The sequence below is a fragment of the Arthrobacter sp. Soil736 genome, assembly GCF_001428005.1.
GTDB lineage: Bacteria > Actinomycetota > Actinomycetes > Actinomycetales > Micrococcaceae > Arthrobacter.
Genome location: NZ_LMSB01000045.1, coordinates 1 through 23175 on the forward strand (window position 1 = coordinate 1; position 23175 = coordinate 23175).

A 23175-nucleotide genomic window follows, 5' to 3' on the forward strand; every position below is an offset into this window, starting at 1 on the left:
CCGCCCAGCCACAACCGCCCGCCAGAACCAATGGCGAGACGACAACGAACTTTCTCCTGCCACGGCGCGGCAGCGACGCCTGACCGCTAGGTAGCAGCACGCGCGGTTCTGAAGCCTGAGAACGGCGTGAGCTGCTATCTAGTTGGGCGGGTAGGAGGCGAACTCGGCGTGCGCGCCCAACCGCTTGGCCATGACGTCGATCGCCGGCTGGTTCTGGTCCACGCAGACAAACCTGCGGCCCAGCTTGGCGGCAACTGCGCCGAGCGTCCCGGAACCGGCAAAGAAATCCAGGCACCAGTCGCCGGGCCGGCTTGAGGCAGCAACCACGCGGCGCACCAGGCCTTCCGGCTTCTGCGTCGGATAGCCCGTCTTCTCCTTGCCCGTGGGGGAGACGATGGTGTGCCACCAGACGTCGGTGGGGAGTTTGCCCAGCTCACGTTTGGCGGGCGTCACGAGCCCCGGCGCCATGTACGGCTCCCGGTCCACTTCGGCGCTGTTGAAGTGGTATTTTGCCGGATTCTTCACGTAGACAAGGATGTTGTCGTGCTTGGTGGGCCAGCGGTATTTGGCGCGCGCCCCGTAGTCGTACGCCCAGATGATCTCGTTCAGGAAGCACTCCCTGCCGAAGATGGCGTCCAGCATGACCTTGGCATAGTGCACCTCGCGGTAGTCCAGGTGCAGGTACAGCGTGCCGTCGTCAGCCAGCAGGCGCCATGCCTCGACCAGCCGCGGCTCCAGGAAGGACCAGTAGTCACTAAAGGCGTCGTCGTAGCGGTGCAGGGCGCCCTTGATCGTGTCATAGGAACGGCCCTTGAAGCCGACCCGGTCACCGTCGCCGCCGGCGTTGAGCACCATCCTGGTTTCCTGGCGCTGCTGCGCCCGGCCGGTGTTGAACGGCGGGTCCACGTAAATGAGCGTGAAGGCGCCGTCCGGCAGCGTGGGGAGGAACTGCGCGTTATCCGCGTGCACCACCAGGTTGCTGCCGTCCGGCGCCCAGACAGTTTCAGTCATTGAGGCTTTTAGGCCTCGGTGCCGCTTGGCTGTGAGCCGGTTGCCGCCGACTCGCTGCCGGCCACCACTTCGCCGTTACGGCGGCGGGTGCGCGTGCGGTTGCGGCGCGCGCGCGACGGCTGCTCGCCGTCGGCGGTTGCCGTTGCGGCGGAACCTGCTGCGGGGCCGGTTGCTGCGTCAGTGGCGGACTCGGAGGAACGACGACGGCGGTCTCCCGAACGTCCGCCCGTTTCGCCGCCGCTGCGGCGGCTGCCTTCCCTGCTGCCGGTGCGGCCGGCGTCGCGTCCGCCGGAACGGCCGCTCTCGCGTGCGCTGTCCCGTCCGCTGCTGCGGGTGGTCTTCTTGCCGGTCTCGCCCAGGTCCTCCAGGACTTCGGCGTCGACGCCGGCCAGCGTGCGCTTGCTGCGCGGCAGCCGGCCCTTGGTGCCTTCCGGAATGTCCAGGTCCTCGTACAGGTGGGCCGAGGAGGAGTACGTTTCGATGGGCTCGGGAACGCTCAGCCCCAGCGCTTTGTTGATGAGGCCCCAGCGCGGCATGTCGTCCCAGTCCACGAACGTGACGGCGGTGCCCTTGTTGCCGGCGCGGCCGGTGCGGCCCACGCGGTGCAGGTAGATCTTCTCGTCCTCGACGCACTGGTAGTTGATGACGTGCGTGACGTCGTCGACGTCGATGCCGCGGGCGGCGACGTCGGTGGCAACAAGGACGTCCACCTTGTTGTTGCGGAAGGCGCGGAGGGCCTGCTCGCGGGCGCCCTGTCCGAGGTCGCCGTGGATGGCGGCGGCGGCGAACCCGCGGTCCACGAGTTCCTCGGCAACCTTTGCGGCTGTGCGCTTGGTCTTGGTGAAGATGATGGTGCGGCCGCGGCCGCGGGCCTGCAGGATGCGGGCAACGACCTCGGTCTTGTCCATGCTGTGCGCACGGTAGATGAGCTGGCGGATGTCGCGCTTGGTCAGGCCCTCGTCGTCCGGATCCGCGGCGCGGATGTGGGTGGGCTGCGTCATGTACCGGCGGGCCATGGCGATGACCGGGCCAGGCATCGTGGCGGAGAACAGGAGCGTCTGGCGGACGGCCGGCGTGCCGGCGATCAGGGTCTCGACGTCCGGAAGGAAGCCGAGGTCCAGCATTTCGTCGGCTTCGTCAAGCACCACGATCTTGACGTTCTTCAGAACCAGGTGCTTCTGCTTGTAGAGGTCAATCAGGCGGCCGGGGGTGCCCACCACCACCTCCACGCCCTTCTGGAGTGCCTCGACCTGCGGCTCGTAGGCGCGGCCGCCGTAAATCGTGGCGATCCGGGCATTGCGCTTGCGTGATGCGTTCTGGAGGTCGTTGGCAACCTGCACGGCGAGCTCACGCGTAGGAACGATCACCATGGCCTGCGGGGCACCCGGGGCGGGCAGCTTGTCAAAGCCGGCGTCGTCCGGGCCCACCACGCGCTGCAGCGCAGGAATGCCGAAGCCGAGGGTCTTGCCCGTGCCGGTCTTGGCCTGGCCGATGATGTCGTGGCCGGACAGTGCCACGGGCAGCGTCATCGCCTGGATGGGGAAGGGGTGGGTGATGCCGGCATCGGCGAGGGACTCGACAATATCGGCGCGCACGTTGTAGTCCGCAAAGGACTTCTCCGCTATTTCGTGGGGTTTCTCATCGGAGATGATGGTCTCTTCAGGCTCGATGGTCTCGGTTCCGGAGTCATCAGAGAGAAGCTGGTGGGTATGCAATTCACTCACAGGGGAGTTTCCTTATTCATTTGGGCATTGACGCCGCCTGCTCAACGGGGCCGGCCCAAGGGGCCGTTCCGGAGCACGTCGGGCGCGCAAGCAATTCCAGTGGAAGCCGATCGCGGGCTATCTAAATGCTGGCACTGGGGACCAGCGGGTGTGTCTCAAGATCGCGTAGGGGCGGGCTTGTTGAATTCAAAATCAAGGAAATCAACGACCGGGCATCCATTACTACCCCTTCAGTCTAGCTGGCAAAACCGGATTCACTGACTGGCGCGGCCGCGCACCGGCAGGAACCAGCTGCAGGATCAGCCCACGAGCTCGAGGTGGATCTCGCGCGTGGCGATGTCCGAGGAGATAAGACGGACCCTCACCTTGGTGCCTGGCTCCATTTCGCCGGCGCATCTGGCCGTGACGGCCGGCTCCGCTATCTGGACGACGCCGGACGGGCCTGTGCCGTTGAAAGCCTTGCCGTTGAAACCTTTGCCGTTGGACGGTTTGCCGTTGGAACCCCTGCCGTTCCCGTTCCCGTTCCCGTTGCCGTTGCCGTTTTTGGCGGGCTTCGACCCGGAGATCACCACGGCGTCGAATTCCTGGCCAATGTGGTTGATCAGCAGGGCGGCCTCCACGGTGTCCAGGGCCAGCTTCTCCATCCTCGAAGCCAACTGGTCCGACGCAGCCATGATGACCGGCAAGGAGGGAAGCGCTTCACGGGCCCAGGCCGGCACGGTCTTGTTGTTGCTCAGTGCCTCGCAAATGACCAGGACGAAGCGGTCCACGAGCCGGCGCAGCGGCGCCGTGGTGTGTGCGTACGCCGTCCCGATGGCGGACTGGGTGGCCGCATCCGGGGCCGTCCCGTCGAAGTGGGTGTATCCGGCCCCGCGGAAGAGCATGCTTGCCGAATGGAGGATGGCCAGCTGCCGGTGGTCGGTGGGATCCAGCGTCCGGAGGTAATCCCCGTAGCTGGCCTTTCCGTCCCACGGCTTCCCCAGGGCGGCGGTCTGGCGCCTGAAGTGGCTGAGGGAGCGTTCGTCCGGTGCCGGCATGGTGCGCAGGATGCCCACTTTGCCCTCAAGCATCAGGGAGGCCGCCGCCATCCCCGTCATGAGGGAAATCTGGGCGTTCCAGTCCTCCACCGGAAGCGGCGGCGCCGCCACAATCCGGTAGCCGCCGTCGGGAAGCTGCACAATTTCCTGCTCCGGCATGTTCAGGCTTGCCCCGCCGCGTGCCCGTTCAAGCTCGACCCGCTTCAGCCCGACCTCTCTCAGGAGCACAAGCACCGGCGCGGCCGTTCCGGCGTCAAGTTCAGCCTGGACGCTCTTGTAGTTGAGCTTGGCCCGGCTGCGCACCATTGCCCGGCGCACCAGCACGGAGGTCACCTCGGCTGCGGCATCGAGCTCGAAGTCCCACACGAACGCTGAACAGAGCTGCCCGGCAAGCAGGCTGCCGGCATTCTCACTGATGACTACCGGGTGCAGCGGAATGCGGCCGTCCGGGGCGTAGAAGGTCTGTCCGCGGCGTCGGGTCTCGGCGTCGAGCGCACCGCCCGGAGCCACGAAGGACGGCACGTCCGCGATGGCATAGAGAATCCGGTAGCCGTCTCCTGACCGTTCGATGAAGAGTGCCTGGTCCAGGTCGGTGGATGACGGCGGATCGATCGTCATGAACTCGACGGCGGTCATATCAAGTTCGGGAAGCTGCCGCTCCGCGACGGCCGCTTCCGCTTCCTTGAGCACATCCTCCGGGAACGCTCCCGGCAGTTCCAGCTCCGTTCGGAGCGCGCTCAGGGCGTCCGTCAGCGCACTGGTCTGCTCGTGGACGCTGGGGGACAAGCGATGATGTGACACGAAAATCAGGTTAGCCCGAATTGCGCCGTTAGTCTTGGATTATGGGCACATCCTCGGCTGACACCGCTCGGTACGACCGCTTCGTGGCAGATCTGTTCGGCGTCATGGCATACGGCGAGCTTTCCGCCTTCGAACGGCTCTCCTCGGACGCCCGCTACTCACCCACGCTGCACGACCGCGCCGTGCTCGGCCGGATCGCCGTCATCGAGTTCCAGCATTACGAGATCGTGAGTGCCAAGCTCGCCGCCATGGGCGTTGACGTCGAGGACGCCATGCTCCCGTTCCAGGCCGCCGTGGACCACTTCCATGAGCGGACCCGCCCGGCGGACTGGTACGAATCCCTGATGAAGGCCTACGTGGTGGACACCGTCTCCGCCGACTTCTACCGCATGGTGGCCCGGTATGTGGACGCCGAAACCCGGGACGTCATCGAACAGATCCAGTCGTCGGAGGAAGCAACGGCCGTGCTCCGGCAACGTCTGAAAGGTGCACTCGCGGATGATCCGCGGCTCGCCTCGCGGCTGGCGCTGTGGGGCCGCCGGCTCCTTGGCGAGGCGGTCACGCAGGCCCAAAGGGTGGGCTACGAACACGCCTTCCTGAGCGGACTGCTCACCAATGCGGAGAGCGGTGCAAACGATGCCGCGGCGCGGGAGCTGGTACGCAGCCTCACTACGGAACTCGCGGAAAACCACTCGCGGCGGATGGTGCAGCTCGGACTGAGCGGGTAGCAGCCCGCCCGTCCGGCAACGGTCGCGGCGGCTGCCAGGCGTACGCCGCTACGACGCAGCGGCCGCCGGCTCGGCGGCATCCAGGGCAGCCAGCAGCTCGGCTGCCGCGGCCTCCGGGTCCGGAGCCTCGGTGATGGCACGCACCACCACGATCCGGTTGGCACCGGCCGCCAGGACCTCCTCCACGTTGCTGAGATCGATCCCGCCGATGGCGAACCAGGGCAGGAGCAGGCCGCCGACTCTCTCCTCATCCGCCTTCCGGACCGCCTCCGCGGCATACCGGACAAGGTCAAGACCGACGGCGGCACGTCCCGGTTTCGTGGGGGTGGCCCACACCGGACCCACACAGAAATAGTCCAGCCCGGTGCGGCCGTGGGTGGCGGCGATGGCGGCATCCACCTGGCCGGTGGTGTGCGTGGACAAGCCGATCACCGTGGAGGCGTGCAGCAGCTTCCGCGCCGAGCGGAGCGGCAGGTCCTTCTGGCCGATGTGGAACACCGGTGCGCCGGACAGCGATGCGATGTCGGCCCGGTCGTTGACGGCCCAGAGCCGGCCGTGCCTGTGGGCTGCCTGGCCCAGGACGTCCAGGAGTTCGAGTTCCTCGGCGGCCTCGATGGTTTTGTCCCTCAGCTGGATGATGTCCACCCCGCCGGCGAATGCCGCATCAACGAAGTCAGCGAAATCGCCGCGCTCCTTGCGGGCATCGGTGCAGAGGTACAGGCGGGCGGTCGTGTGGACGTCATGCGCGGTCATGGCACCTAGCCTAGTTCCTCTAAACTGGGCAGGTACCGCGGGAGCCCGCTGCAGCTGTCACAAACGGCGCAGGGCTGAGAGGGCGTAAGAGCCGACCGCTTGACCTGATCCGGTTAGTACCGGCGTAGGGAAGGATTTCCATGAACCCTGGATCCGGCGGGAACACTTCTGCCACACCAACACTGCATGCCGATGTGGCCGTCATCGGCGGCGGCGTGGTGGGCCACGGGATCGCCTGGGAGGCAAGGCGCTCGGGACGCTCCGTGGTCCTCATCGATGAATCGCCCGGGACGGGTGCCAGCTGGGCGGCCGCTGGGATGCTGGCACCGGTCAGCGAGCTGCACTACCAGGAAGAGGGACTCCTGGAGCTGATGCTCGAGTCCTCGGCCCGGTGGCCGGCCTTCGCTGCCGCGCTCGCCGACGGCGGCCGGGACACCGGTTATCTTCCGACGCCGACCCTCGCCGTCGGCGCGGACCCCGCCGACCGCCGCGCCCTGATGGACCTCCGCGAAGTCCAGCGGGCGAGCGGGCTCGTCGTCGAACCCCTGACCATCCGGGAGGCACGGTCCCGGGAGCCGCTGCTGAGCCCGGGCATCTCCTGCGCCCTGGACATCCCGGCCGACCACCAGGTGGATCCGCGGCGGCTCGTGGAAAGCCTCGCCGCTGCCCTGGCCGAGCACACCCCCGGCTCCGGGACCGCCGTCGCCGGAGCGTGGAAGGGGTACGCGGTCAGGGAACATGCCACCGGCCTGCTGTGGGACAGCGCGGGCGTCTGCGGGGTCCGGCTGACCGGCGGCGGGACTGTCCGGGCCGCCGAGACGGTGGTGGCCAACGGCCTAGCCGCGGGATCGCTGGACGGGCTGCCGGAGGGGCTCAGGCTTCCGCTGCGGCCGGTCTACGGGGACATTCTCAGGCTCAGGATTCCGGAGCGACTCCGCCCGCTGCTGACTGCCACAGTCCGGGGCATGGTCCGCGGGGTGCCCGTGTATCTGGTTCCGCGCCGGGACGGCACAGTGGTGATCGGTGCAACCCAGCGGGAAGACGACCTTTCCGGGCCCAGCGCAGGCGGGGTGTATCAGCTGCTCAGGGATGCGCAGTCGCTGGTGCCTGCAGTGGCGGAGCTTGAGCTCCTTGAATCAACGGCAAGGGCGAGGCCGGGAACGCCGGACAATGCGCCCTTGCTGGGCCGTGTCCCGTCCGGCCCTGTCCCGTCGGGGCGAGGCTCCGGACCGGCAGTGGCCGGAGCAGCAGTGCCCGGACCAGCAGTGGCCCGAACCTCGGTGGCCGGGCTCATCATCGCCACCGGGTTTTTCCGCCACGGCGTGCTCCTGACCCCGGCAGCCTCAGTAATCTGCCGCGAGCTGATGGACGGCGTAGAGGACGGGCGGTGGGATGCCTTCCGGCCCGGGAGGTTTTCCCCGGAACTGTCCGGCAGTTCGCCATCCGGAACGGCCACATTCATCAGGCCCAGTCACATTTGACCAGAACGAGGAACCAGCATGAACATCACACTGAACGGTATTGAACAGGCAGTAGGCGCCGGCGCCTCCGTCACAACACTTGTCAGCCAGGTCACCGGGCGCAAACTTGCCGCCAACGGACAGGCCGCTGACGGCCAACGGCTCGGGGTGGCCGTGGCTCGCAACTCAGAGGTGGTGCCGCGGAGCCAGTGGCACAGCACTGCCCTTGCAGAGGGCGACGACATCGAACTCGTCACGGCAGTCCAGGGAGGATGAGGACGATGACAGAAACAACAACGGCCGCAGCGCAGCCGGGGACCGGCTCAGCCGACCGCCTCGTCATTGACGGGGTGGAACTGTCCTCGCGGCTGATCATGGGCACGGGCGGGGCTCCCAGCCTGGACGGGCTCGGCGCCGCGCTTCTTGCCTCCGGCACGGAGCTGACCACCGTAGCCATGCGGCGCTACTCGCCCGCCGAAACGGGGTCCCTGTTCCAGCTGCTCCTGGACAACAACATCCGGGTGCTGCCGAATACCGCCGGCTGCTTCACGGCGCGGGACGCCGTCATGACGGCAGAGCTGGCGCGCGAGGCCCTGGAAACCGACTGGGTGAAGCTCGAAGTCATCGCCGACGAACACACACTCCTGCCGGACGCCGTGGAGCTCGTGGACGCCACCGAACAGCTGGTCAACCGCGGCTTCAAGGTCTTCGCCTACACCAACGATGATCCCGTGCTGGCGCTGCGGCTGGAAAACCTGGGGGCGACCGCCGTCATGCCGCTGGGGTCACCCATCGGGACCGGGCTGGGAATCCTCAATCCGCACAACATCGAGCTGATCGTGTCACGGGCCTCTGTTCCGGTGGTGCTGGATGCGGGGATCGGCACGGCGTCGGACGCGGCGCTGGCCATGGAGCTGGGCTGCGACGCCGTACTGCTGGCCACTGCCGTGACCAGGGCCCAGAACCCGTCGCTCATGGGGGAGGCCTTCAAACACGCCGTTATCGCCGGTAGGCTGGCGAAAGCGGCCGGGCGGATCCCGCGCCGCGAGCATGCCTTGGCGTCATCGGCCATGGAGGGCCGGGCAGAGTTCCTGTAGGCCCGGACAACCCACGGAAACCATGCGGCGCGGCAGGCTCACAGGATCGCTTTTAGGAGTCAGCCGTGGCCGCCAGGGACGATATCCTCACCCGCCCCCAGATCGACGACGCGCTCGCCAGCCTGCCCGACTGGCGCTACCGGCTTGGCGGCCTGGTCACCGTCTACAAGACGCCGACGGCGGACGCCGCGCTTGAGCTGATTGCCGCCGTCGGGCGTCTTGCCGAAGAGCGCAACCACCATCCCGACCTGGACTGGCGCTACAACCGTGTGTTCATCCGGTTCAGTTCCCACGACGCCGGCAGCGAGGTCACCCCGCTCGACGTCAACGCCGCTGCCGCGGTCAGTGACGCAGCCGCGGCGGCGGGCGCCCAGGCAGAGCCTGGCCTGTACCGGACCGTGGAGATCGGGATCGACACCGCGGACGCGGCGGAGATCTCGGAGGTCTGGCGGGTGGCCCTGGGTTACCGGAAGGGGCGTGACGGTGGCCTGGCGGACCCGTACGGCCGCGGTCCGGGGCTGTGGTTCCAGGAAACAGATACTCCAAACGACAACCGCCTGCATGTGGACGTCCACCGGTCCAAAGAGGAGTCGGCGCCGGCCCTGGAGAAGACAGCGGCCACCGGCGCGTTAATGAACAGTGACCACGCACCCGGCTGGGTGGTGGTCACTGACGCCCAAGGGAACCGGCTTTGCCTGTGCACTGAGGAAGGCACCGGACCGGACCTCTAGGATTCCGGGGTCTGTAGGATTCCGGGTCTGGAGAAGCGCAGGAAGCTAGATCTTCAGGGCTGCCGTCAGCCGCCGGGTGTCGTGCCTCGCACGGACCCTGCCCAGGAATACGGCCACGGCCACAGCCGCCGCGGTGCCCGCCACCATGGGAACGATCCACGGCATCCACGTGAGTCCCGGCTTGTAGCCGAGCCCCGCCGTCATGCAAATGATCCAGGCGAGCATGCCCACCGCGGCGGCCACGCCTGCCGGGAGGAGAATGCCGTATTTGGCGTGCCGTTTGTCATTGGCCCAGACGATGAAGCCTGCGGCAACGGTCACCAGGAGCACGATAACGAGGGACAGCACGGTGCTTCCTACAGTGCGCCGAAGCCGACCCGGCGGACTTCCTCGGCGCCGATTTCGACGTAGCCCAGGACGTTCGCGGGGATGATGATCTGGCGGCCCTTTTCGTCGGTCAGCCGCAGCTCCGTGCCTTTGGCGAGGGATTCCGCTACGACCTTGGCCACGGAGTCTGCATCCTGAGCCGATTCCAGCACAATTTCGCGGCCGATGTTCTGAATGCCGATCTTTACTTCCACAGCAAGGCCTCCCAGCCAATCAAAGTTGAAATTTCAAAGGTGTTCTCCCTTTGTAGTCTAGGACTCTTTGGGGAAGCGAGAGATTCCGCGCCAAGCTAAACGGTAGATAAGGTCACTGGCGACATCCAGGTCAAGATTGCCGTCCGTTTCGAGCCAGTAGCGTGCGCTGACCTGCGCCATGCCCGCGAGGCCCCGGCCGAGCAGCTGCGCCTCCAGCTGAGGCAGCTTGGTGTCTTCGGCGATGACCCGCGCGATGGCGTCCGCAAAGGCCTTGTTGAATGTCTCGAGGCGCGCACTGACGTCAGGATCGTTGACGAGGTCGGACTCGAACACGAGGCGGTGCGCCTGGTCGTCACTGTCGATGAACCGGTAGTAGGCACGCATGACGGCCTGGACGCGCTCTTTGTTGTCGGTGGTGGAATTAAGCGCGCCCATCAGGAGATCGGTCAGAGCCCCGAGGTGGCTGTCCAGGAGCGCCAGGTAAAGCTCGCGCTTAGAGGGAAAGTGTTGGTAGAGCACCGGTTTGCTCACATGGGCCGTTTCCGCGATCTCGTCCATGGCGGCTCCGTGGTAGCCGTTGGCGACGAACACTTCCTGGGCGGCCGCCAGCAGCTGGGCCCTGCGCTCATCCCGCGGCAGCCTGGCGGATCGCTGCCCGGCGGCGCGGGGGGTGGCGGCACGGGATTGCGCGGCCTGAGTTCGATCAACGTGTGCATGATGAACCACTGTTGGCCTTCTTTCAATTGCTGTTAACTTCACTTTACCCGGGGGTAATATGACCGCGCGGTATCTTCAGGCATACATTGAAGTATGGCTTCTCCGTCCACCGCAAATACTGCACGCACCTCACTGGACCCCTTGGTTGATCCGGCCCCTGGACTCTCGCCCGAAGAGGTGGAGCGGTACTCCCGGCACCTCATCATTCCCGAGATCGGCGCGCTCGGCCAAAGGCGGCTGAAGAACGCGCGCGTCCTGGTCATCGGCGCCGGCGGACTCGGCTCTCCCGCGCTGCTCTACCTGGCCGCCGCCGGCGTGGGGACCATCGGAATCATTGACGATGACTCCGTTGACCTGAGCAACCTGCAACGCCAGATCATCCACGGCGTCGGGGACGTCGGACGCCCCAAAATCGAATCGGCGCGGGATGCGATTGCCGCGCTGAACCCCTTCGTCGACGTGCGGCTGCACAACGTCAGGCTGGACGCCTCCAATGCCCTGGAGCTTTTTGCCGGCTACGACCTCATCCTTGACGGGGCGGACAACTTTGCTACCCGCTACCTCGTCAACGACGCCGCGGCGATCCTCGGCAAGCCCTACGTCTGGGGGTCGATCTTCCGCTTCGACGGGCAGGTCAGCGTGTTCTGGGAACAGCACGGCCCCACCTACCGGGACCTGTACCCGGAGGCGCCGCCGGCAGGTTCCGTGCCGTCGTGCGGCGAGGGCGGCGTTTTCGGGATGCTCTGCGCGGCCGTCGGGTCCCTGATGGTGACGGAGGCCGTCAAGCTGATCACCGGCGTCGGGCGTTCCCTGCTCGGACGTGTGGCGCTGTATGACGCCCTGGGCGGCAGCTGGCGCGAGATCAGGGTGGCCAAGGACCCGGCGGCCCCGAGAATCACCGAACTGACGGATTATGAGGCGTTCTGCGGAATCACCCCCCTGGAAGCCGCCGACACGGAACACACCGTCACCGCAACACAGCTGGCCACCATGCTCGCTTCGCGCAATGCCGGGCTGAGGGACTTCGAGCTCGTGGACGTCCGGGAGACAGGGGAGTACGACATCGTCCGGATTGACGGCTCCGTCCTGATTCCGCAGGGCCGGATCCTCGCGGGCGAGGCCTGGGGCGAGCTGCCGCAGGACAAGGACATCGTGTTCCACTGCAAGGCCGGGACACGCTCCGCGGCCGTGCTGGCCGCCGCACAAAAGGCCGGCTACCAGCGCGTGAGCCATCTCGACGGCGGCATCCTCGCCTGGGTCAGGGACGTGGAGCCGCAGAAGCCCGTCTACTGACGGGGGTGCCGTGTTATCGGCGGGGCAGGCCATGTCACCCCGCGATGACCGGGATTTGCCGGGACAGAATGACCTTCCCGGTGATCCAGTCCAGCAGGTCCACGGTGAGCTTGTACGTGCCCGGTGCAGGCGGACGCAGGAGCATGTCATAGCGCTCGGCCGCGCCGAAATTGACGATGCTGGTCCGCAGTGGGCCCGTGGCGGAAATCGGCCGTGCCGGCCCTGACGGGCTTGACGTGTCGCGGAAGGGCCGTCCGTCGTGCGCTATCAGTTCAGCCATGGCAACGCGCTTGCCGGCGGCGTCCGTGAAGTAGGCGTTGACGGGGAAGTAGTTGGCGTTCAGCAGGCGGAGCAGGGTGGGTTTGACAGTGCCTCCTGCCATCCGGGCGCGGATGCGGGTGAGGAAGAGGGGGCCTTCCTTGGTTGGTCTCGGGGCGAGTTCTCCTCCCATCAGGTAGAGGTGCTTGGGCTCGAATTTGTCCAGGCCCGCGTCGTCGCCCGAGAGCCCTGCCGCGTGGTTCAGTTCGTGCCAGCGGGGGTCCACCGAGTAGGGGACAAGCATCGTTTCGGTACCGATGTCGTATTCCGGCCCGTCAACGAACGCCCGGCGGGCACCCTTGGTCACCGGGTAGTCCGGATGGGCCACCGGGTCAATGATCAGCGGGCCGAACATCCCCATTTGCACATGCAACGTGGTGTTGACGTGGCAGTGATAGAAATACGTGCCGGCCGCCCCCACATTCGGATTGCCGGGTTGCCCCCGGTCCGGCTGCCACTGATAGGTGTAGTCCCCCGACACCTCGAAGGAGGTGTGGCCCACGCCGTCGTTCCGCGGATCCGGTTCGATGCCGTGCCAGTGAATCGTGTGGACCCTCTTGCTCGGCCGGATCGTGCCGTGGAACACCTGGCCCTCCGTGACCCGCACCAGGGGCGCCGGGTAGATCCGTCCGGAGTTCTCGGTTTCGAACGTCCACATCTCGAATTCACCGCCGTCGTCGAACTTCATCTTTCGGTTGAAGAACTTAAACTCATGGGCCACGTCCGGTGTCTGGCGGAACTCCGTTGCGGGGCTTCCCTCATGCATCTGCTGGGAGCTGAAGTCGACCTGGCTGCGGAACAGCTGGTGCGACGCGGTGCTGGCCGCGGCAGGCCCTGGGGTAGCCACCGTCCAGTGTCCCACCAGTCCGCCTGGATACATCCCGCCCCTGGCCACCTGGGAGGGTTCGGCGTGGCAGTGCATCGGGTAGAACCAGTCCTCCTTGCGGGCGTTCCATACCTGATCGGTGGCCTCCGGGGGGCGCCTCACGGGGAGGACAGAGTCCTTTCGGTCCAGGGGGTGCATCTCAATGACGTCCTCCCACTGCTGGAGCACGATGTGGCCGTCGGCATCGACCCTCCCGCCGGTACGGGGGAACGGGGCTCCGTTCCGGCTCACGGTCCAGAGATGGTTTCCGTGGAAATGCAGCTGGTGATGGACCACCCCGGCGTTGAGGAAGCGCATGAGCTGACCGGTCCTGAGCGTGCCGGCCGTGGCGGCCTGGCTAAAGTTGCGGACGTCGATGTGCCGGGCGGACCCGGACATCAGGGTGTCCTCTTCACGGACGCGGTTCAGGGCCTCATCCGTGGAGGCGGCCAGGGACTGGAAGCCGCTACGGCCGTTGAGCGTGAAATACCGCGGGAACACCGGCGTCTTATCGGGATCCACGGTCCCGTTGCGGGAGGCGATGCCGGCCCATACGGGGTCGACGTTGTGCAGCATCCACAGCCACTGCCGCTCGAATTCCGGCCCGTTCGGCATGGGCAGCCACGGCGAGGCCGGGTCGGTGACCAGCAGGGCGCCAAACAGGCCAAGAATACGCTGGACGGGGTCGGCGTTCGGATCGGCCGGATCGGCGCCGGGGTCGCAGTAGAGGTAGGTGCCTGCCTTCGGGGCCGGGAATTGCAGTGTCTTGGTCTGGCCGGGCCTGATCACGCCCGTACCGACATGGCCGTTTCCGGGCCCGGCGTTCAGGAACTGCAGCGCATGCTCCTGGGCGAGGTGGTTGGTCACCCGAATGCTGATGGTGCTGCCGGTTTCCGCGATCAGCGTGCGGTCCGGGAAGAAGCTGGCCCAGTATGCGCGGCGGACCAGGAATTCGCCGGGGTTGGCCGGGTCCTTGGCGGCGGGCGCCGGACGCCCCAGGGGCGGGACGGCCGCCTTGAGCGGGTAGGTGCGGCTCGCCACCACGGTACCGTTCCGCAGGAATACTCGGGGACTCACCGCGAGGCTCGGCTTCGGATCCGTGACGAGGGTGCGCCGGTCCCCGAATCCGCGATGGTAGACGAGTGAACCGTCCACCATGGGCAGGAAGCCGTCGTTAATGTGCAGGTCCAGGGGACTCATGACTTCACCTGGCTTGCGGTCAGGAGCGGCAAGGCCAGGCTCATGGTCCCGTCCTGCTCCGGCTCCGAATACTCCAGCTCCAGGTCAAGGGCGTCGTGGGGCGCAAGGTAGCTGATCCAGAGACGCTCCGTGGCACCTGCGGCTATGGCGCCCGGGCCTCTGTTGAAGTCCTGGGGCGTGACCGTGATGCCCGAAGGCACCAGCTTCAGGCGAAGCTGCCCCGGGGCAAACAGGACGGGCTCCGGCCGGCTGTTGGTCACGGCCACTTCGAGGAGGACGACGTCGCCCCAGGTGAAATTGGCAGGCTGCGGCCAGCCGGAATCCGGAATGACCCCGCCGTCATGCGTATGGACGGCGAGGCTGACGCCCTGATCGCCAGGTCCCCGCCGGGACGCGCCGGACAACGAGGCCACGGCGCCAGGTCCGGTAATCCGCGATGCGGCGGCGGCCAACGACTTTGTCGCCGGCCTGCCCTGCGCGTCCAGCCTGGCCAAACGGCCCGCATTCACTACCGACAGGGAGCCGAAGGCGGTGGCAACCGGTTCGGCGCTGTTCGACGTGCTCCACGAGTCCACGCCGTATGTGCCTCCGGCCGCGAGCAGCAAGGCCCCGCCGCCTACGATGAGGCCGAATTGCCGACGGGTCAGGGCAGGGGCGGTTACTGCAGGCGGATTCGGCTTCATGGTCGCACCCCTTAAAAGGATTCACGGACAGGTTCAATGCTGTCCGTGAAACCTATGGAAAGGTTGAGCGTGCGGCGCTCTAATCAGGGCGGAGGAAGCTAAGCGGAGTTCCGGCGCGCCCCGGCCTCGGGGAGCGTGGCCGGTGCCAGCTGGCTGTGATCGACGGGGCACTCGGCCTTTGCCGCGGCCGCCGGCTGTTCCACCGTGATGCCGTAAAGGGTTTCCAGGGCGGCGACGTAGTCGTCCTGCTGGCCGTTGGACGCCAGCTCCCGGGCCCGGACGGTAGGGACGTGGAGGAGCTGCTTAACCATGCGGCGCAGCGCAAATTCGACCTCTTCGGCCGCCGCCGTGCAACCGTGGCGGGCGCGCACCTTTTCCATTTCCGCGTCCAGGACGCTCATGGTGTGGCGGCGCAGGGCCACGATGGCCGAATCCACTGACCGGGCCTCCCGCTCCTGTTCAAAGGCTACGGCTGCGCCGGACACCAGGCTGCTGGCCTGGGCGAGGGACTCCGCCTGCTCCTGGGGAGCCGCGAGGCGCACGGACTCCAGCGTGAGGAGCTCCACGCCGTCGAGCTCTCCCACGGCGGGGTCGAAATCGTGCGTCAGCGCCAGGTCGATGGCGATCAGCGGCTGGGCGGAATTTGCGCGGACCTGGGCGAGCTCGGCTGCTTCCACCCTGGCGTCCGAGCCGCTGCACCCGATCATGACGTCGGCGGCCGCCACAGCGGCCGCAAGGGAGTCGCCGTCGAGCGCCGTGCCGCCGCGGGTGGCCACGAACGTTGCCGCCCGTCCTGATGAGGAGAACACCGAGATGTCGCGGCAGCCGCGTTCGCGCAACAGCGCCATGGTGGCTCCGGCATAGGCGCCGGTGCCGAACACCACAACCTTCTTCTGCGACCAGTCGGTTTCCTCGGAAAGGTCCGTGGCGAGATCGAGGGCCACCGAGACGATGGACAGGCCCCTGGACCCGAGCGCCGTCTGGGCGCCGACGTCCTTTGCCGTCTTGGATGCGGCCTGGAACAGGCGTACCAGGCCGGAGCTGGCGGTGCCCTCATGTTGGGCGGTGATCAACGCGCGTCGCACCTGTCCCGCGATTTCGCGTTCGCCGACCACCGCGGAGTCGAGGCCCGAGCTAACGGCAAAAAGGTGCTGGCTCACTTCGGGGCCCGTGTGGGTGCTGAATGACCGGGACACGAGCTGTTCACTGAGCCCGCTCATCTCGCTGATCTGGCCCACCAGGGCGGCGCGGGCGGCTTCGACGTCGTCCGCATGCGGCGTCTCGCCGTAGATTTCATAGCGGTTGCAGGTGGCAAGGACAACCGCACCCGTCACTGCCGGCGATCCGGCGAGGGCGGATGTTGCGATGCCTGAAGAACCGTTGCTTAGCTGAGCGACGGTTTCGAGGTCGATGTCGGCGTGAGTCGCCACCAATGAAAAAAGAACCACAGCAGGACAATCATAGCTTTTTCGCAACGGCGTAGAACAACCCTCTGCCGGGATCGCCGTCCTCCTGCCCTGTGATTCCTGCCACGCATGGTCCCGGCGGTCCCGGGATGACAGGCTGTCGTTATCTTTTAGGGCCGATTTTCGGCACAATCAAAGGCATGACTTCTAGCGCTGCAACTTCAGCCGGCACCGTTCTTGATGCAGGCCATCCGCTCATGGACGGGCGCACCGCCGACTCGCCGCTCATCACGGCTTACCGCGGCGGCAAGCCGAGCCGCCGTCCGGTGTGGTTCATGCGGCAGGCCGGCCGGTCCCTGCCTGAATACCTGAAGGTCCGCGAAGGCGTGGCCATGCTGGACTCCTGCCTCCGCCCGGAACTGGCCTCCGAGATCACGCTGCAGCCTGTTCGCCGCCACGATGTGGATGCGGCGATTTTCTTCTCCGACATTGTCATTCCGCTCAAGCTGGCCGGCGTCGGCGTTGACATCGTGCCGGGCGTCGGCCCGGTCCTGGACAAGCCAATCCGGACTGCCGCCGATGTCGCAGCCCTGCCCAAGCTCACGTGGGAGGCGCTGGAGCCGATCCGCGAGGCCGTCCGCCTGACCGTGGCGCAGTTGGGCAAGACGCCGCTCATCGGCTTCGCCGGCGCGCCCTTCACCCTGGCCGCCTACATGGTGGAAGGCAAGCCTTCCCGCGACCACCTGGGCCCCCGCACCATGATGCACGCCGATCCGGAAACCTGGACGGCGCTGGCCAACTGGGCCGCTGATGCGTCCGGGATGTTCCTTCGGGCGCAGCTGGAGGCGGGTGCCTCTGCCGGGCAGCTCTTCGATTCCTGGGCAGGTTCCCTGGGGCTGGCGGACTACACGCGATCTGTTGCGCCGGCATCCGCCCGGGCGCTGGACCATGTACGGCACCTCGGCGCGCCGCTGATCCATTTCGGCACCGGAACCTCCGAACTCCTCGTGGCCATGCGCGACGTCGGCGTGGACGTAGTGGGTGTGGACTACCGCCTCCCGCTCGACGAAGCGAACCGCCGGCTCGGCGGCACCGTGGCGCTGCAGGGCAACATCGATCCGGCGCTCCTCTCGGCCCCGTGGGACGTGCTCGAGGCACACGTCCGGGAGGTCATTGCGTCCGGCGCGGCGGCGCCCGGCCATGTCCTGAACCTCGGCCACGGCGTGCCTCCGGAAACCGACCCGGATGTGCTGACGCGCGTCGTCGAACTCATCCACTCCATTTCTCCGGAGTAAGGCGGTGGCCGCGGGCAATCCTCCGGCTGCCGGACGGACCGCCCTGGTGGTTGGAGGCGGCATCTCCGGCCTCATCGCCGCGAGGGAACTGGCCCAGGCCGGCTTCCGGACCACGCTGCTTGAAGCCACTGATGCGTGGGGCGGCTGCGTGGGCCGCCACGAGGTGGCCGGGCTGACGCTGGACAGCGGCGCCGAGTCCTTCGCCACCCGCTCCAGCGCGGTGGCTGACCTCGCCGCGGAGCTGGGGCTGGCCGGAAACATTGTGGCCCCCCACCCCGGCGGGGCCTGGGTGCAGCTGCCCGACGGTCCGCGCGAGCTCCCCAAAACCGGCGTGCTCGGCATCCCGGCAAACCCATGGGATCCGGAGGTGCGACGGTCCCTGGGGCTGCGGGGCTCCCTCCGGGCCTCGCTGGACAAGTTCCTGCCGACATCCGTGGGCACAACGGCGGACGTCTCGAGCGTCTCCGCCCTGGTGCGGGCCCGGATGGGCCGCCGCGTCCTCGAACGGCTCGTCGAGCCCGTGGTGGGCGGGGTCCACTCGGCCGACCCCGGACTGCTGGACGTCGACATGGTTGCCCCGGGTCTTCGCGCGGGGATTACCCGGCACGGGTCGCTGGCCGCCGCCGTCGCCGCCCAACGCAAGGGGTCAGGTGCGCAGGGGCCAGGTGCGCAGGGGTCTGCCGCCAAGGCAGGCTCCGCCGTCGCAGGTTTGACGGGCGGGATGCATACGCTGGTTGCCGCCCTCGTGGCGGATCTTCGCCGGCGCGGCGTGGAGCTGGTGCCCGGCACACGTGCCGACGGCGCGGCGCACACGCCTGGCGGATGGCGGATTGCGGCACGGGGGGAAACGTACGACGCCGATGTCCTGGTGATTGCCCTCGACGGGCCCTCCGCCGTCGGGCTCCTCGAGGATGCCGTGCCGGCTTTGGCCGGCCACCGACCTGGCCCGGGACCGGAGGTCAAGCTTGTGACACTTGTTGTGGACCTCCCTGAACTGGACGCGCGCCCGCGCGGGACCGGAATCCTGGTGGCCCCGCAATCCGCCGGAATCCGGGCCAAGGCGCTCACCCACGCCACGGCCAAATGGGACTGGCTTGCCGCGGAAGCGGGGCCGGGCAGGCACGTGTTGAGGCTGTCGTACGGGCGCCGGGACAGTTCCGCCCCGGCCGGACAGGCACCGGCTGCGGGGCCCGACGCGGCCCTGCTTGACATCGCTTTGCAGGACGCGTCAGCCCTGCTGACCGTTCCGGTCAAGGCTGAGAACCTTGTGGGCTGGGATGTGGTCTCATGGGCCGGCGCCCTGCCGTTTGCGGCCGTCGGGCACCGGCAGCGGGTGGCGGACGTCCGGAGGATCTGCTCCGGCAGTGCGGGTCTGCTGATGGTGGGCGGGTGGCTCGCGGGCAACGGCCTCGCGGCCGTGGTGGCAGACACCCGGAAGCAGGTGCGGGCGTTCCTGCAGTAGCGGCCGCCCCGGAGGATTCTTTTCCGGTCTGCTTCATTGCCGCCCGCGTTACCTGCTGGCGGCAATGTTCGCAAGTTTTCCCCTGCGCGATTTTGTGTCTAGTGTCGATAACTATGGTCAATCAGAAGTCCGATAACTTTCGTACGCTGACTGGTTTCCATGGGGGTCTTCGGCGCGGCACGGCAGCAGCTGCGCTCGGAGCGGTGCTGGTCATGTCCGCAGGGGTTCCTGCATCCAACGCTCTTACGCCTGCCCTGCCGGCAGACCCGGACAGCGGCACCTCGGCCACCACAGGACTGAGTGCCGGCGTCTCCGGTGTGGCCGATCTTGGGGCCTGGGCGACAGCCGCACTGACGGCCGAACCGGATCCGTCCGAAACGCCGGCCCCGACGCTGTCGCCCTTGCGGACATCGTCGCCGTCACCGTCGGCAACGCCCACGGCCACCGCCACGCCTACGCCCACCCCGACCGCACCCTCGGTCACAGCGCCCGCGCCGTCGCCGACCGTCTCGCCGTCCGGGACCTCCGCCCCCGCTCCGGCTCCCTCCGGCTCAGCCCCTTCACCAGCTGCCGAACAGGCCGGCACATCGCAAGCTGCGGGCTCCGGCCCGGCCAGGCCCCTACCCACCAGCGCAAGCCAGTGGACCGCCCCGGCTCCGGCATCATCCCCGGCCGCTGCCGCAAGCGGGCCCGCTGCCGGCCCGGAGCCGACCGGCAAGACCGGTTCGGTTGCGGACCTCTCGGCGCTGTCCGCGGCGTCAGGCTTCGGGGGACGCTCCGTCCCCGGAATCGCGTCCGGGGTATGGGGCTCGGCCGGGTTGAACGGTCCGACGAACATGGCTGCCGCCGACTCCCCGTACATCGCGCGCGGGCCTGCTGAGAGTGCCGTTTTCGCTGCCACGCCCGGAGGCGCCGTCTCGCCGCTGGTCTGGTGGGGTGCCGGACTGCTGATCCTGGCGGGCGCGGCAGGCCTTGCCGTCGTCAGAATCCGCCGATCCCTGTGACATACCCCACTTCTACGCTCTGTAGAAGTGGGGTTTTTCGACTTGGGCGCACGGAAGGGGCAGACTGGTATTCATGAGCCACACTCCTGCCGAATCTGTCACCAAAACCGAAGAATCAGCCGAGCAGTTCTTCACCCTCTGGACCGTGTTCAAGCGCTCCGCCGAGGTTCTCCGCAGCGCCGATGCTGCCGAGGATTTCGACGCCCTGATTGCGCGCCTGGCCGAGGGCGGGGTGACCCACCGCGGAAGCTACGACGTCTCCGCCATGCGGGCCGACGCCGACGTCATGGTCTGGCTTCACGGCCCCAAGCCCGAGGCGCTGCAGCAAGCCATCCGCGACATTCGCCGCAGCAAGCTCTTCGCCGGGACCGAGCTGGTGTGGTCGGCCATGGGCGTCCACCGTGAAGCGGAGTTCGCCAAGAACCACACTCCGGCCTTTTCGCGCGGCGTCGAACCGGCGGAATGGCTTTGCGTGTACCCGTTCGTCCGGTCCTACGAGTGGTACCTCCTGCCGGAGGACGAGCGCGGCCAGATGCTGCGCGACCACGGCATGCTGGGCCGCGACTTCCCCCAGGTCATTTCCAACACGGTTTCCTCGTTCGCGCTAGGCGACTGGGAGTGGATCCTCGGCCTCGAGGCCCCTGAACTCGTTGACCTGGTCGACCTGATGCGCCACCTGCGCTCGACCGAGGCCCGCAACCACGTCCGCGAGGAGATTCCGTTCTACACGGGCCGCCGGATCACCGCCGGGGAGATCGCCGAGGTCCTGGCATGAGTCCGCTGAATCCCCAGGACTCTGCGGTGGCGGTGAACCCCGTGACCGAGGCCGGCAAGATGGCGCCCAAGGAATACGACGCCGTGCTGCTCGCCTCATTCGGCGGCCCCGAAGGCCAGGAAGACGTGATCCCGTTCCTCCGCAACGTCACCCGCGGCCGCGGCATCCCCGACGAGCGGCTTGAAGAGGTTTCGCACCATTACCGCGCCAACGGCGGCATCAGCCCGATCAACCAGCAGAACCGGGAGCTCAAGGTGGCCCTTGAGGCCGAGCTCGCTGCGCGGGGCATCGGTATGCCGGTGCTGTGGGGCAACCGCAACTGGGATCCGTACATCCCGCAGACCCTCCAGGACGCTTACGACGCCGGGCACCGCAAGCTGCTCATGGTCACCACGAGCGCCTACTCCTGCTACTCCAGCTGCCGCCAGTACCGGGAAGACATCGGCATGGCGCTGACTGAAACCGGATTGGACGGCCGGCTGGAAGTAGACAAGGTCCGCCAGTACTTCGACCACCCCGGCTTCGTGGAGCCCTTCATCGAAGGCACCGCCGCGGGCATCGCCGAGGTCCGTGCACAGCTGGCTGCCGCCGGACACCCGGAAGCGCCCGTGCACGTTCTGTTCGCCACGCACTCCATACCCACGCGCGACGCCGAGGCCGCCGGACGGTCCGCCGAAGAGCCCCGCGAGTTCGCCGAGGACTCCGCCTACGTGGCCCAGCACCTGGCCACCGGCGCGGAGGTCATGCGGCGGGTGGAAGCCGAATCCGGGCACGCGGCCCCCTGGTCCCTCGTGTACCAGTCACGGTCCGGAGCGCCGCATGTGCCCTGGCTTGAACCTGATATCAATGACGCGATCGGGGACCTGTCCGAGCAGGGCATCAAGGGCATCGTGATTGTGCCCCTCGGATTCGTCAGCGACCACATGGAGGTCGTCTGGGATCTTGACACCGAAGCCTTGGAGACCTGCCGCGAACTGGGCCTGGCCGCAACCCGCGTGCCGACGCCCGGAACGCACCGCCGCTTCGTCGAAGGGCTCGTGGACCTGATCTGCGAACGCACGGTCGCAAACAACATCCCCGACCGTCCGGCGGCCACTGCCCTGGGCCCCTGGTACGACGTGTGCCGTCCGGGCTGCTGCGCCAATTTCCGGGGGGAAAAGCCCACCATTGCTGGAGCCGACACCACGGTGGGCACCGGTCACGACCCCTACGCCGCCGGGGGAGAGGACGCCCGATGACTGTCCGGATCGGAACCCGCGCGAGCAAGCTCGCACTGACCCAGACGCAGCAGACAGCCGACCGGCTGGCCGCCGTCGGCGGTTTCCCAGTGGAACTCGTGCACATCAGGACCGACGGCGACGTCCTCACCGGATCGCTGTCCCAGATGGGCGGCACCGGCGTCTTCGTCGCGGCGCTCCGTGACGCGCTGCTCCGCAACGAGTGCGATGTTGCAGTGCACTCGCTCAAGGACCTGCCCACGGGCTCCGCCCTAGGGCTGACTCTCGCCGCAACTCCGCGCCGCGTGGATGTCCGCGACGTGCTCTGCGCCCGCGACGGATTCAAGCTGGCTGATCTTCCGAGGGGCGCGCGGGTGGGCACAGGCTCGCCGCGCAGGGCGGCGCAGCTCCGCGCCGTGCGTCCCGACCTGGACATCGTGGACATCCGCGGCAACGTGGACACCAGGCTCGGCCGTGTTCCCGGGCTTCCGGGCAACGCGACCGAGGCCGTGGTGGACGGAAAATCGTGCGACCTTGATGCCGTGGTGCTGGCTGCCGCGGGTCTCGAGCGCATCAGCCGGCTGGACACCGTCACCGAGTACCTGGAGACGGACATCATGCTTCCGGCCGCGGGCCAGGGATCGCTGGCCATTGAATGCCGCACGGCGGACGCCCCGCGCAGGGCCGGCTCCACTGAGGGTTCGCAGGGCGTGCTCGCGCAGGCACTGGCAGCATTGGACGATCACGACACCCGGCTCGCCGTCACCGCAGAACGTGCGCTGCTGGCGCGGCTCGAAGCCGGCTGCGCCGCTCCCGTCGGTGCGTACGCCTACCGGAAGGGCAGCATGCTCTACCTGGAAGCCGTTGTGTGCGCCGAGGACGGCACTGCGTCCGTGCGTGACAAGCGGGCCACCGACGGCCTGACCGAAGTGGGCGCGACGCTGCTGGGCATCGAACTGGCCGAGGCTCTCCTGGCCGCGGGGGCTGCGGATATCGCTGACCTGACCGCGTCCTGAC

The 23175-nt window shown here is 67.6% G+C and carries 22 protein-coding genes and 1 riboswitch; of the genes, 12 read left to right on the forward strand and 10 right to left on the reverse strand.

The annotated features are described in order from the left end of the window. Positions 1-138 precede the first annotated feature (138 nt). The 3 genes from ASG92_RS21200 to ASG92_RS21210 form a co-directional block, all read right to left on the reverse strand. A complete protein-coding gene (locus ASG92_RS21200; protein ID WP_056633006.1) occupies positions 139-1011 on the reverse strand; it encodes a site-specific DNA-methyltransferase in 873 nt (290 codons plus the stop codon). Positions 1012-1019: 8 nt separating this feature from the next. Continuing rightward, positions 1020-2735 (reverse strand): DEAD/DEAH box helicase, encoded by a 1716-nt coding sequence (locus ASG92_RS21205; RefSeq protein WP_056633009.1) that lies wholly within the window; start codon positions 2733-2735, stop codon positions 1020-1022. 299 nt (positions 2736-3034) lie between these two features. After that, entirely contained in the window at positions 3035-4573 is a 1539-nt protein-coding gene (locus tag ASG92_RS21210; protein ID WP_056633011.1) for an RNB domain-containing ribonuclease, read from the reverse strand. 41 nt (positions 4574-4614) lie between these two features. Here ASG92_RS21210 and ASG92_RS21215 point away from each other — a divergent pair, with 41 nt between their 5' ends. Next, positions 4615-5301 (forward strand): ferritin-like fold-containing protein, encoded by a 687-nt coding sequence (locus ASG92_RS21215; protein ID WP_056633014.1) that lies wholly within the window; start codon positions 4615-4617, stop codon positions 5299-5301. Positions 5302-5349: 48 nt separating this feature from the next. Here the strand turns inward: ASG92_RS21215 and thiE are convergent, their stop codons facing one another. Next, complete coding sequence (gene thiE, locus ASG92_RS21220) at positions 5350-6054, reverse strand: thiamine phosphate synthase (protein ID WP_056633017.1); 705 nt, start codon at positions 6052-6054, stop codon at positions 5350-5352. Between the two features lie 27 nt (positions 6055-6081). Continuing rightward, a riboswitch (TPP riboswitch) is annotated at positions 6082-6202 on the forward strand. On the opposite strand from thiE, the gene thiO reads away from it, so the two are divergent. The 4 genes from thiO (at position 6195) to ASG92_RS21240 (ending at position 9342) form a co-directional block, all read left to right on the forward strand. Beyond that, entirely contained in the window at positions 6195-7535 is a 1341-nt protein-coding gene (gene thiO / locus ASG92_RS21225; protein WP_056633018.1) for a glycine oxidase ThiO, read from the forward strand. It overlaps the preceding riboswitch by 8 nt. Positions 7536-7553: 18 nt before the next feature. After that, a complete protein-coding gene (thiS, locus tag ASG92_RS21230; protein WP_056633019.1) occupies positions 7554-7790 on the forward strand; it encodes a sulfur carrier protein ThiS in 237 nt (78 codons plus the stop codon). A gap of 5 nt (positions 7791-7795) precedes the next feature. Next, positions 7796-8611 carry a thiazole synthase gene (locus ASG92_RS21235; protein ID WP_056633022.1) on the forward strand — a complete coding sequence of 272 codons (816 nt, stop codon included), beginning with the start codon at positions 7796-7798 and terminating at the stop codon, positions 8609-8611. 65 nt (positions 8612-8676) lie between these two features. Next, positions 8677-9342, forward strand: coding sequence for a 4a-hydroxytetrahydrobiopterin dehydratase (locus ASG92_RS21240; RefSeq protein ID WP_056633025.1), 666 nt, complete (start codon positions 8677-8679; stop codon positions 9340-9342). A gap of 45 nt (positions 9343-9387) precedes the next feature. Here ASG92_RS21240 and ASG92_RS21245 read toward each other — a convergent pair whose 3' ends face one another. Genes ASG92_RS21245 through ASG92_RS21255 form a run of 3 tightly spaced genes read right to left on the reverse strand, consistent with a single transcriptional unit; the run spans position 9388 to position 10649 of the window. Then, on the reverse strand, positions 9388-9690 hold the full coding sequence (locus tag ASG92_RS21245; protein WP_056633027.1) for a hypothetical protein: 303 nt from the start codon (positions 9688-9690) through the stop codon (positions 9388-9390). Positions 9691-9698: 8 nt separating this feature from the next. Continuing rightward, entirely contained in the window at positions 9699-9923 is a 225-nt protein-coding gene (locus ASG92_RS21250) for a DUF3107 domain-containing protein (protein WP_056633028.1), read from the reverse strand. A 57-nt stretch (positions 9924-9980) separates the two neighbouring features. Beyond that, positions 9981-10649, reverse strand: coding sequence for a TetR/AcrR family transcriptional regulator (locus ASG92_RS21255; protein ID WP_056633029.1), 669 nt, complete (start codon positions 10647-10649; stop codon positions 9981-9983). Between the two features lie 84 nt (positions 10650-10733). Between ASG92_RS21255 and moeB the strand changes: the two genes are divergently transcribed. Beyond that, a complete protein-coding gene (gene moeB, locus ASG92_RS21260) occupies positions 10734-11933 on the forward strand; it encodes a molybdopterin-synthase adenylyltransferase MoeB (protein ID WP_056633030.1) in 1200 nt (399 codons plus the stop codon). A gap of 34 nt (positions 11934-11967) precedes the next feature. Here moeB and ASG92_RS21265 read toward each other — a convergent pair whose 3' ends face one another. The 3 genes from ASG92_RS21265 to ASG92_RS21275 all read right to left on the reverse strand — a co-directional run bounded on the left by ASG92_RS21265 (position 11968) and on the right by ASG92_RS21275 (position 16447). Further along, positions 11968-14316 carry a multicopper oxidase domain-containing protein gene (locus ASG92_RS21265; protein WP_056633035.1) on the reverse strand — a complete coding sequence of 783 codons (2349 nt, stop codon included), beginning with the start codon at positions 14314-14316 and terminating at the stop codon, positions 11968-11970. Beyond that, positions 14313-14999 (reverse strand): hypothetical protein, encoded by a 687-nt coding sequence (locus tag ASG92_RS21270; protein WP_056633037.1) that lies wholly within the window; start codon positions 14997-14999, stop codon positions 14313-14315. Before ASG92_RS21270 ends, ASG92_RS21265 begins: the two co-directional genes overlap by 4 nt. A 98-nt stretch (positions 15000-15097) precedes the next feature. Further along, entirely contained in the window at positions 15098-16447 is a 1350-nt protein-coding gene (locus ASG92_RS21275) for a glutamyl-tRNA reductase (RefSeq protein WP_056633040.1), read from the reverse strand. A 158-nt stretch (positions 16448-16605) separates the two neighbouring features. Here ASG92_RS21275 and hemE point away from each other — a divergent pair, with 158 nt between their 5' ends. The 6 genes from hemE to hemC all read left to right on the forward strand — a co-directional run bounded on the left by hemE (position 16606) and on the right by hemC (position 23174). Beyond that, entirely contained in the window at positions 16606-17700 is a 1095-nt protein-coding gene (gene hemE, locus ASG92_RS21280) for a uroporphyrinogen decarboxylase (RefSeq protein ID WP_056633043.1), read from the forward strand. Positions 17701-17704: 4 nt separating this feature from the next. Continuing rightward, positions 17705-19162 (forward strand): protoporphyrinogen oxidase, encoded by a 1458-nt coding sequence (gene hemG, locus ASG92_RS21285; RefSeq protein WP_056633046.1) that lies wholly within the window; start codon positions 17705-17707, stop codon positions 19160-19162. Between the two features lie 113 nt (positions 19163-19275). Beyond that, a complete protein-coding gene (locus tag ASG92_RS28625; RefSeq protein ID WP_157372370.1) occupies positions 19276-20166 on the forward strand; it encodes a hypothetical protein in 891 nt (296 codons plus the stop codon). 73 nt (positions 20167-20239) lie between these two features. After that, positions 20240-20941: a hydrogen peroxide-dependent heme synthase gene (hemQ, locus tag ASG92_RS21295; RefSeq protein WP_056633053.1), complete on the forward strand. Its 702-nt coding sequence runs from the start codon at positions 20240-20242 to the stop codon at positions 20939-20941. Further along, a complete protein-coding gene (locus tag ASG92_RS21300; RefSeq protein ID WP_056633055.1) occupies positions 20938-22179 on the forward strand; it encodes a ferrochelatase in 1242 nt (413 codons plus the stop codon). The genes hemQ and ASG92_RS21300 overlap by 4 nt, the downstream gene beginning before the upstream one ends. Beyond that, positions 22176-23174, forward strand: coding sequence for a hydroxymethylbilane synthase (hemC, locus tag ASG92_RS21305; RefSeq protein ID WP_056633057.1), 999 nt, complete (start codon positions 22176-22178; stop codon positions 23172-23174). Before ASG92_RS21300 ends, hemC begins: the two co-directional genes overlap by 4 nt. Position 23175: the final 1 nt, after the last annotated feature.

Bases quoted from the DNA above. Each gene is read 5' to 3' on its own strand.
- ASG92_RS21200 (WP_056633006.1), bottom strand. From the start codon at position 1,011: ATGACTGAAACTGTCTGGGCGCCGGACGGCAGCAACCTGGTGGTGCAC.
- ASG92_RS21215 (WP_056633014.1), top strand. From the start codon at position 4,615: ATGGGCACATCCTCGGCTGACACCGCTCGGTACGACCGCTTCGTGGCA.
- thiE (WP_056633017.1), bottom strand. From the start codon at position 6,054: ATGACCGCGCATGACGTCCACACGACCGCCCGCCTGTACCTCTGCACC.
- thiO (WP_056633018.1), top strand. From the start codon at position 6,195: ATGAACCCTGGATCCGGCGGGAACACTTCTGCCACACCAACACTGCAT.
- thiS (WP_056633019.1), top strand. From the start codon at position 7,554: ATGAACATCACACTGAACGGTATTGAACAGGCAGTAGGCGCCGGCGCC.
- ASG92_RS21235 (WP_056633022.1), top strand. From the start codon at position 7,796: ATGACAGAAACAACAACGGCCGCAGCGCAGCCGGGGACCGGCTCAGCC.
- moeB (WP_056633030.1), top strand. From the start codon at position 10,734: ATGGCTTCTCCGTCCACCGCAAATACTGCACGCACCTCACTGGACCCC.
- ASG92_RS21265 (WP_056633035.1), bottom strand. From the start codon at position 14,316: ATGAGTCCCCTGGACCTGCACATTAACGACGGCTTCCTGCCCATGGTG.
- ASG92_RS21270 (WP_056633037.1), bottom strand. From the start codon at position 14,999: ATGAAGCCGAATCCGCCTGCAGTAACCGCCCCTGCCCTGACCCGTCGG.
- hemE (WP_056633043.1), top strand. From the start codon at position 16,606: ATGACTTCTAGCGCTGCAACTTCAGCCGGCACCGTTCTTGATGCAGGC.
- ASG92_RS28625 (WP_157372370.1), top strand. From the start codon at position 19,276: ATGGTCAATCAGAAGTCCGATAACTTTCGTACGCTGACTGGTTTCCAT.
- hemQ (WP_056633053.1), top strand. From the start codon at position 20,240: ATGAGCCACACTCCTGCCGAATCTGTCACCAAAACCGAAGAATCAGCC.
- ASG92_RS21300 (WP_056633055.1), top strand. From the start codon at position 20,938: ATGAGTCCGCTGAATCCCCAGGACTCTGCGGTGGCGGTGAACCCCGTG.
- hemC (WP_056633057.1), top strand. From the start codon at position 22,176: ATGACTGTCCGGATCGGAACCCGCGCGAGCAAGCTCGCACTGACCCAG.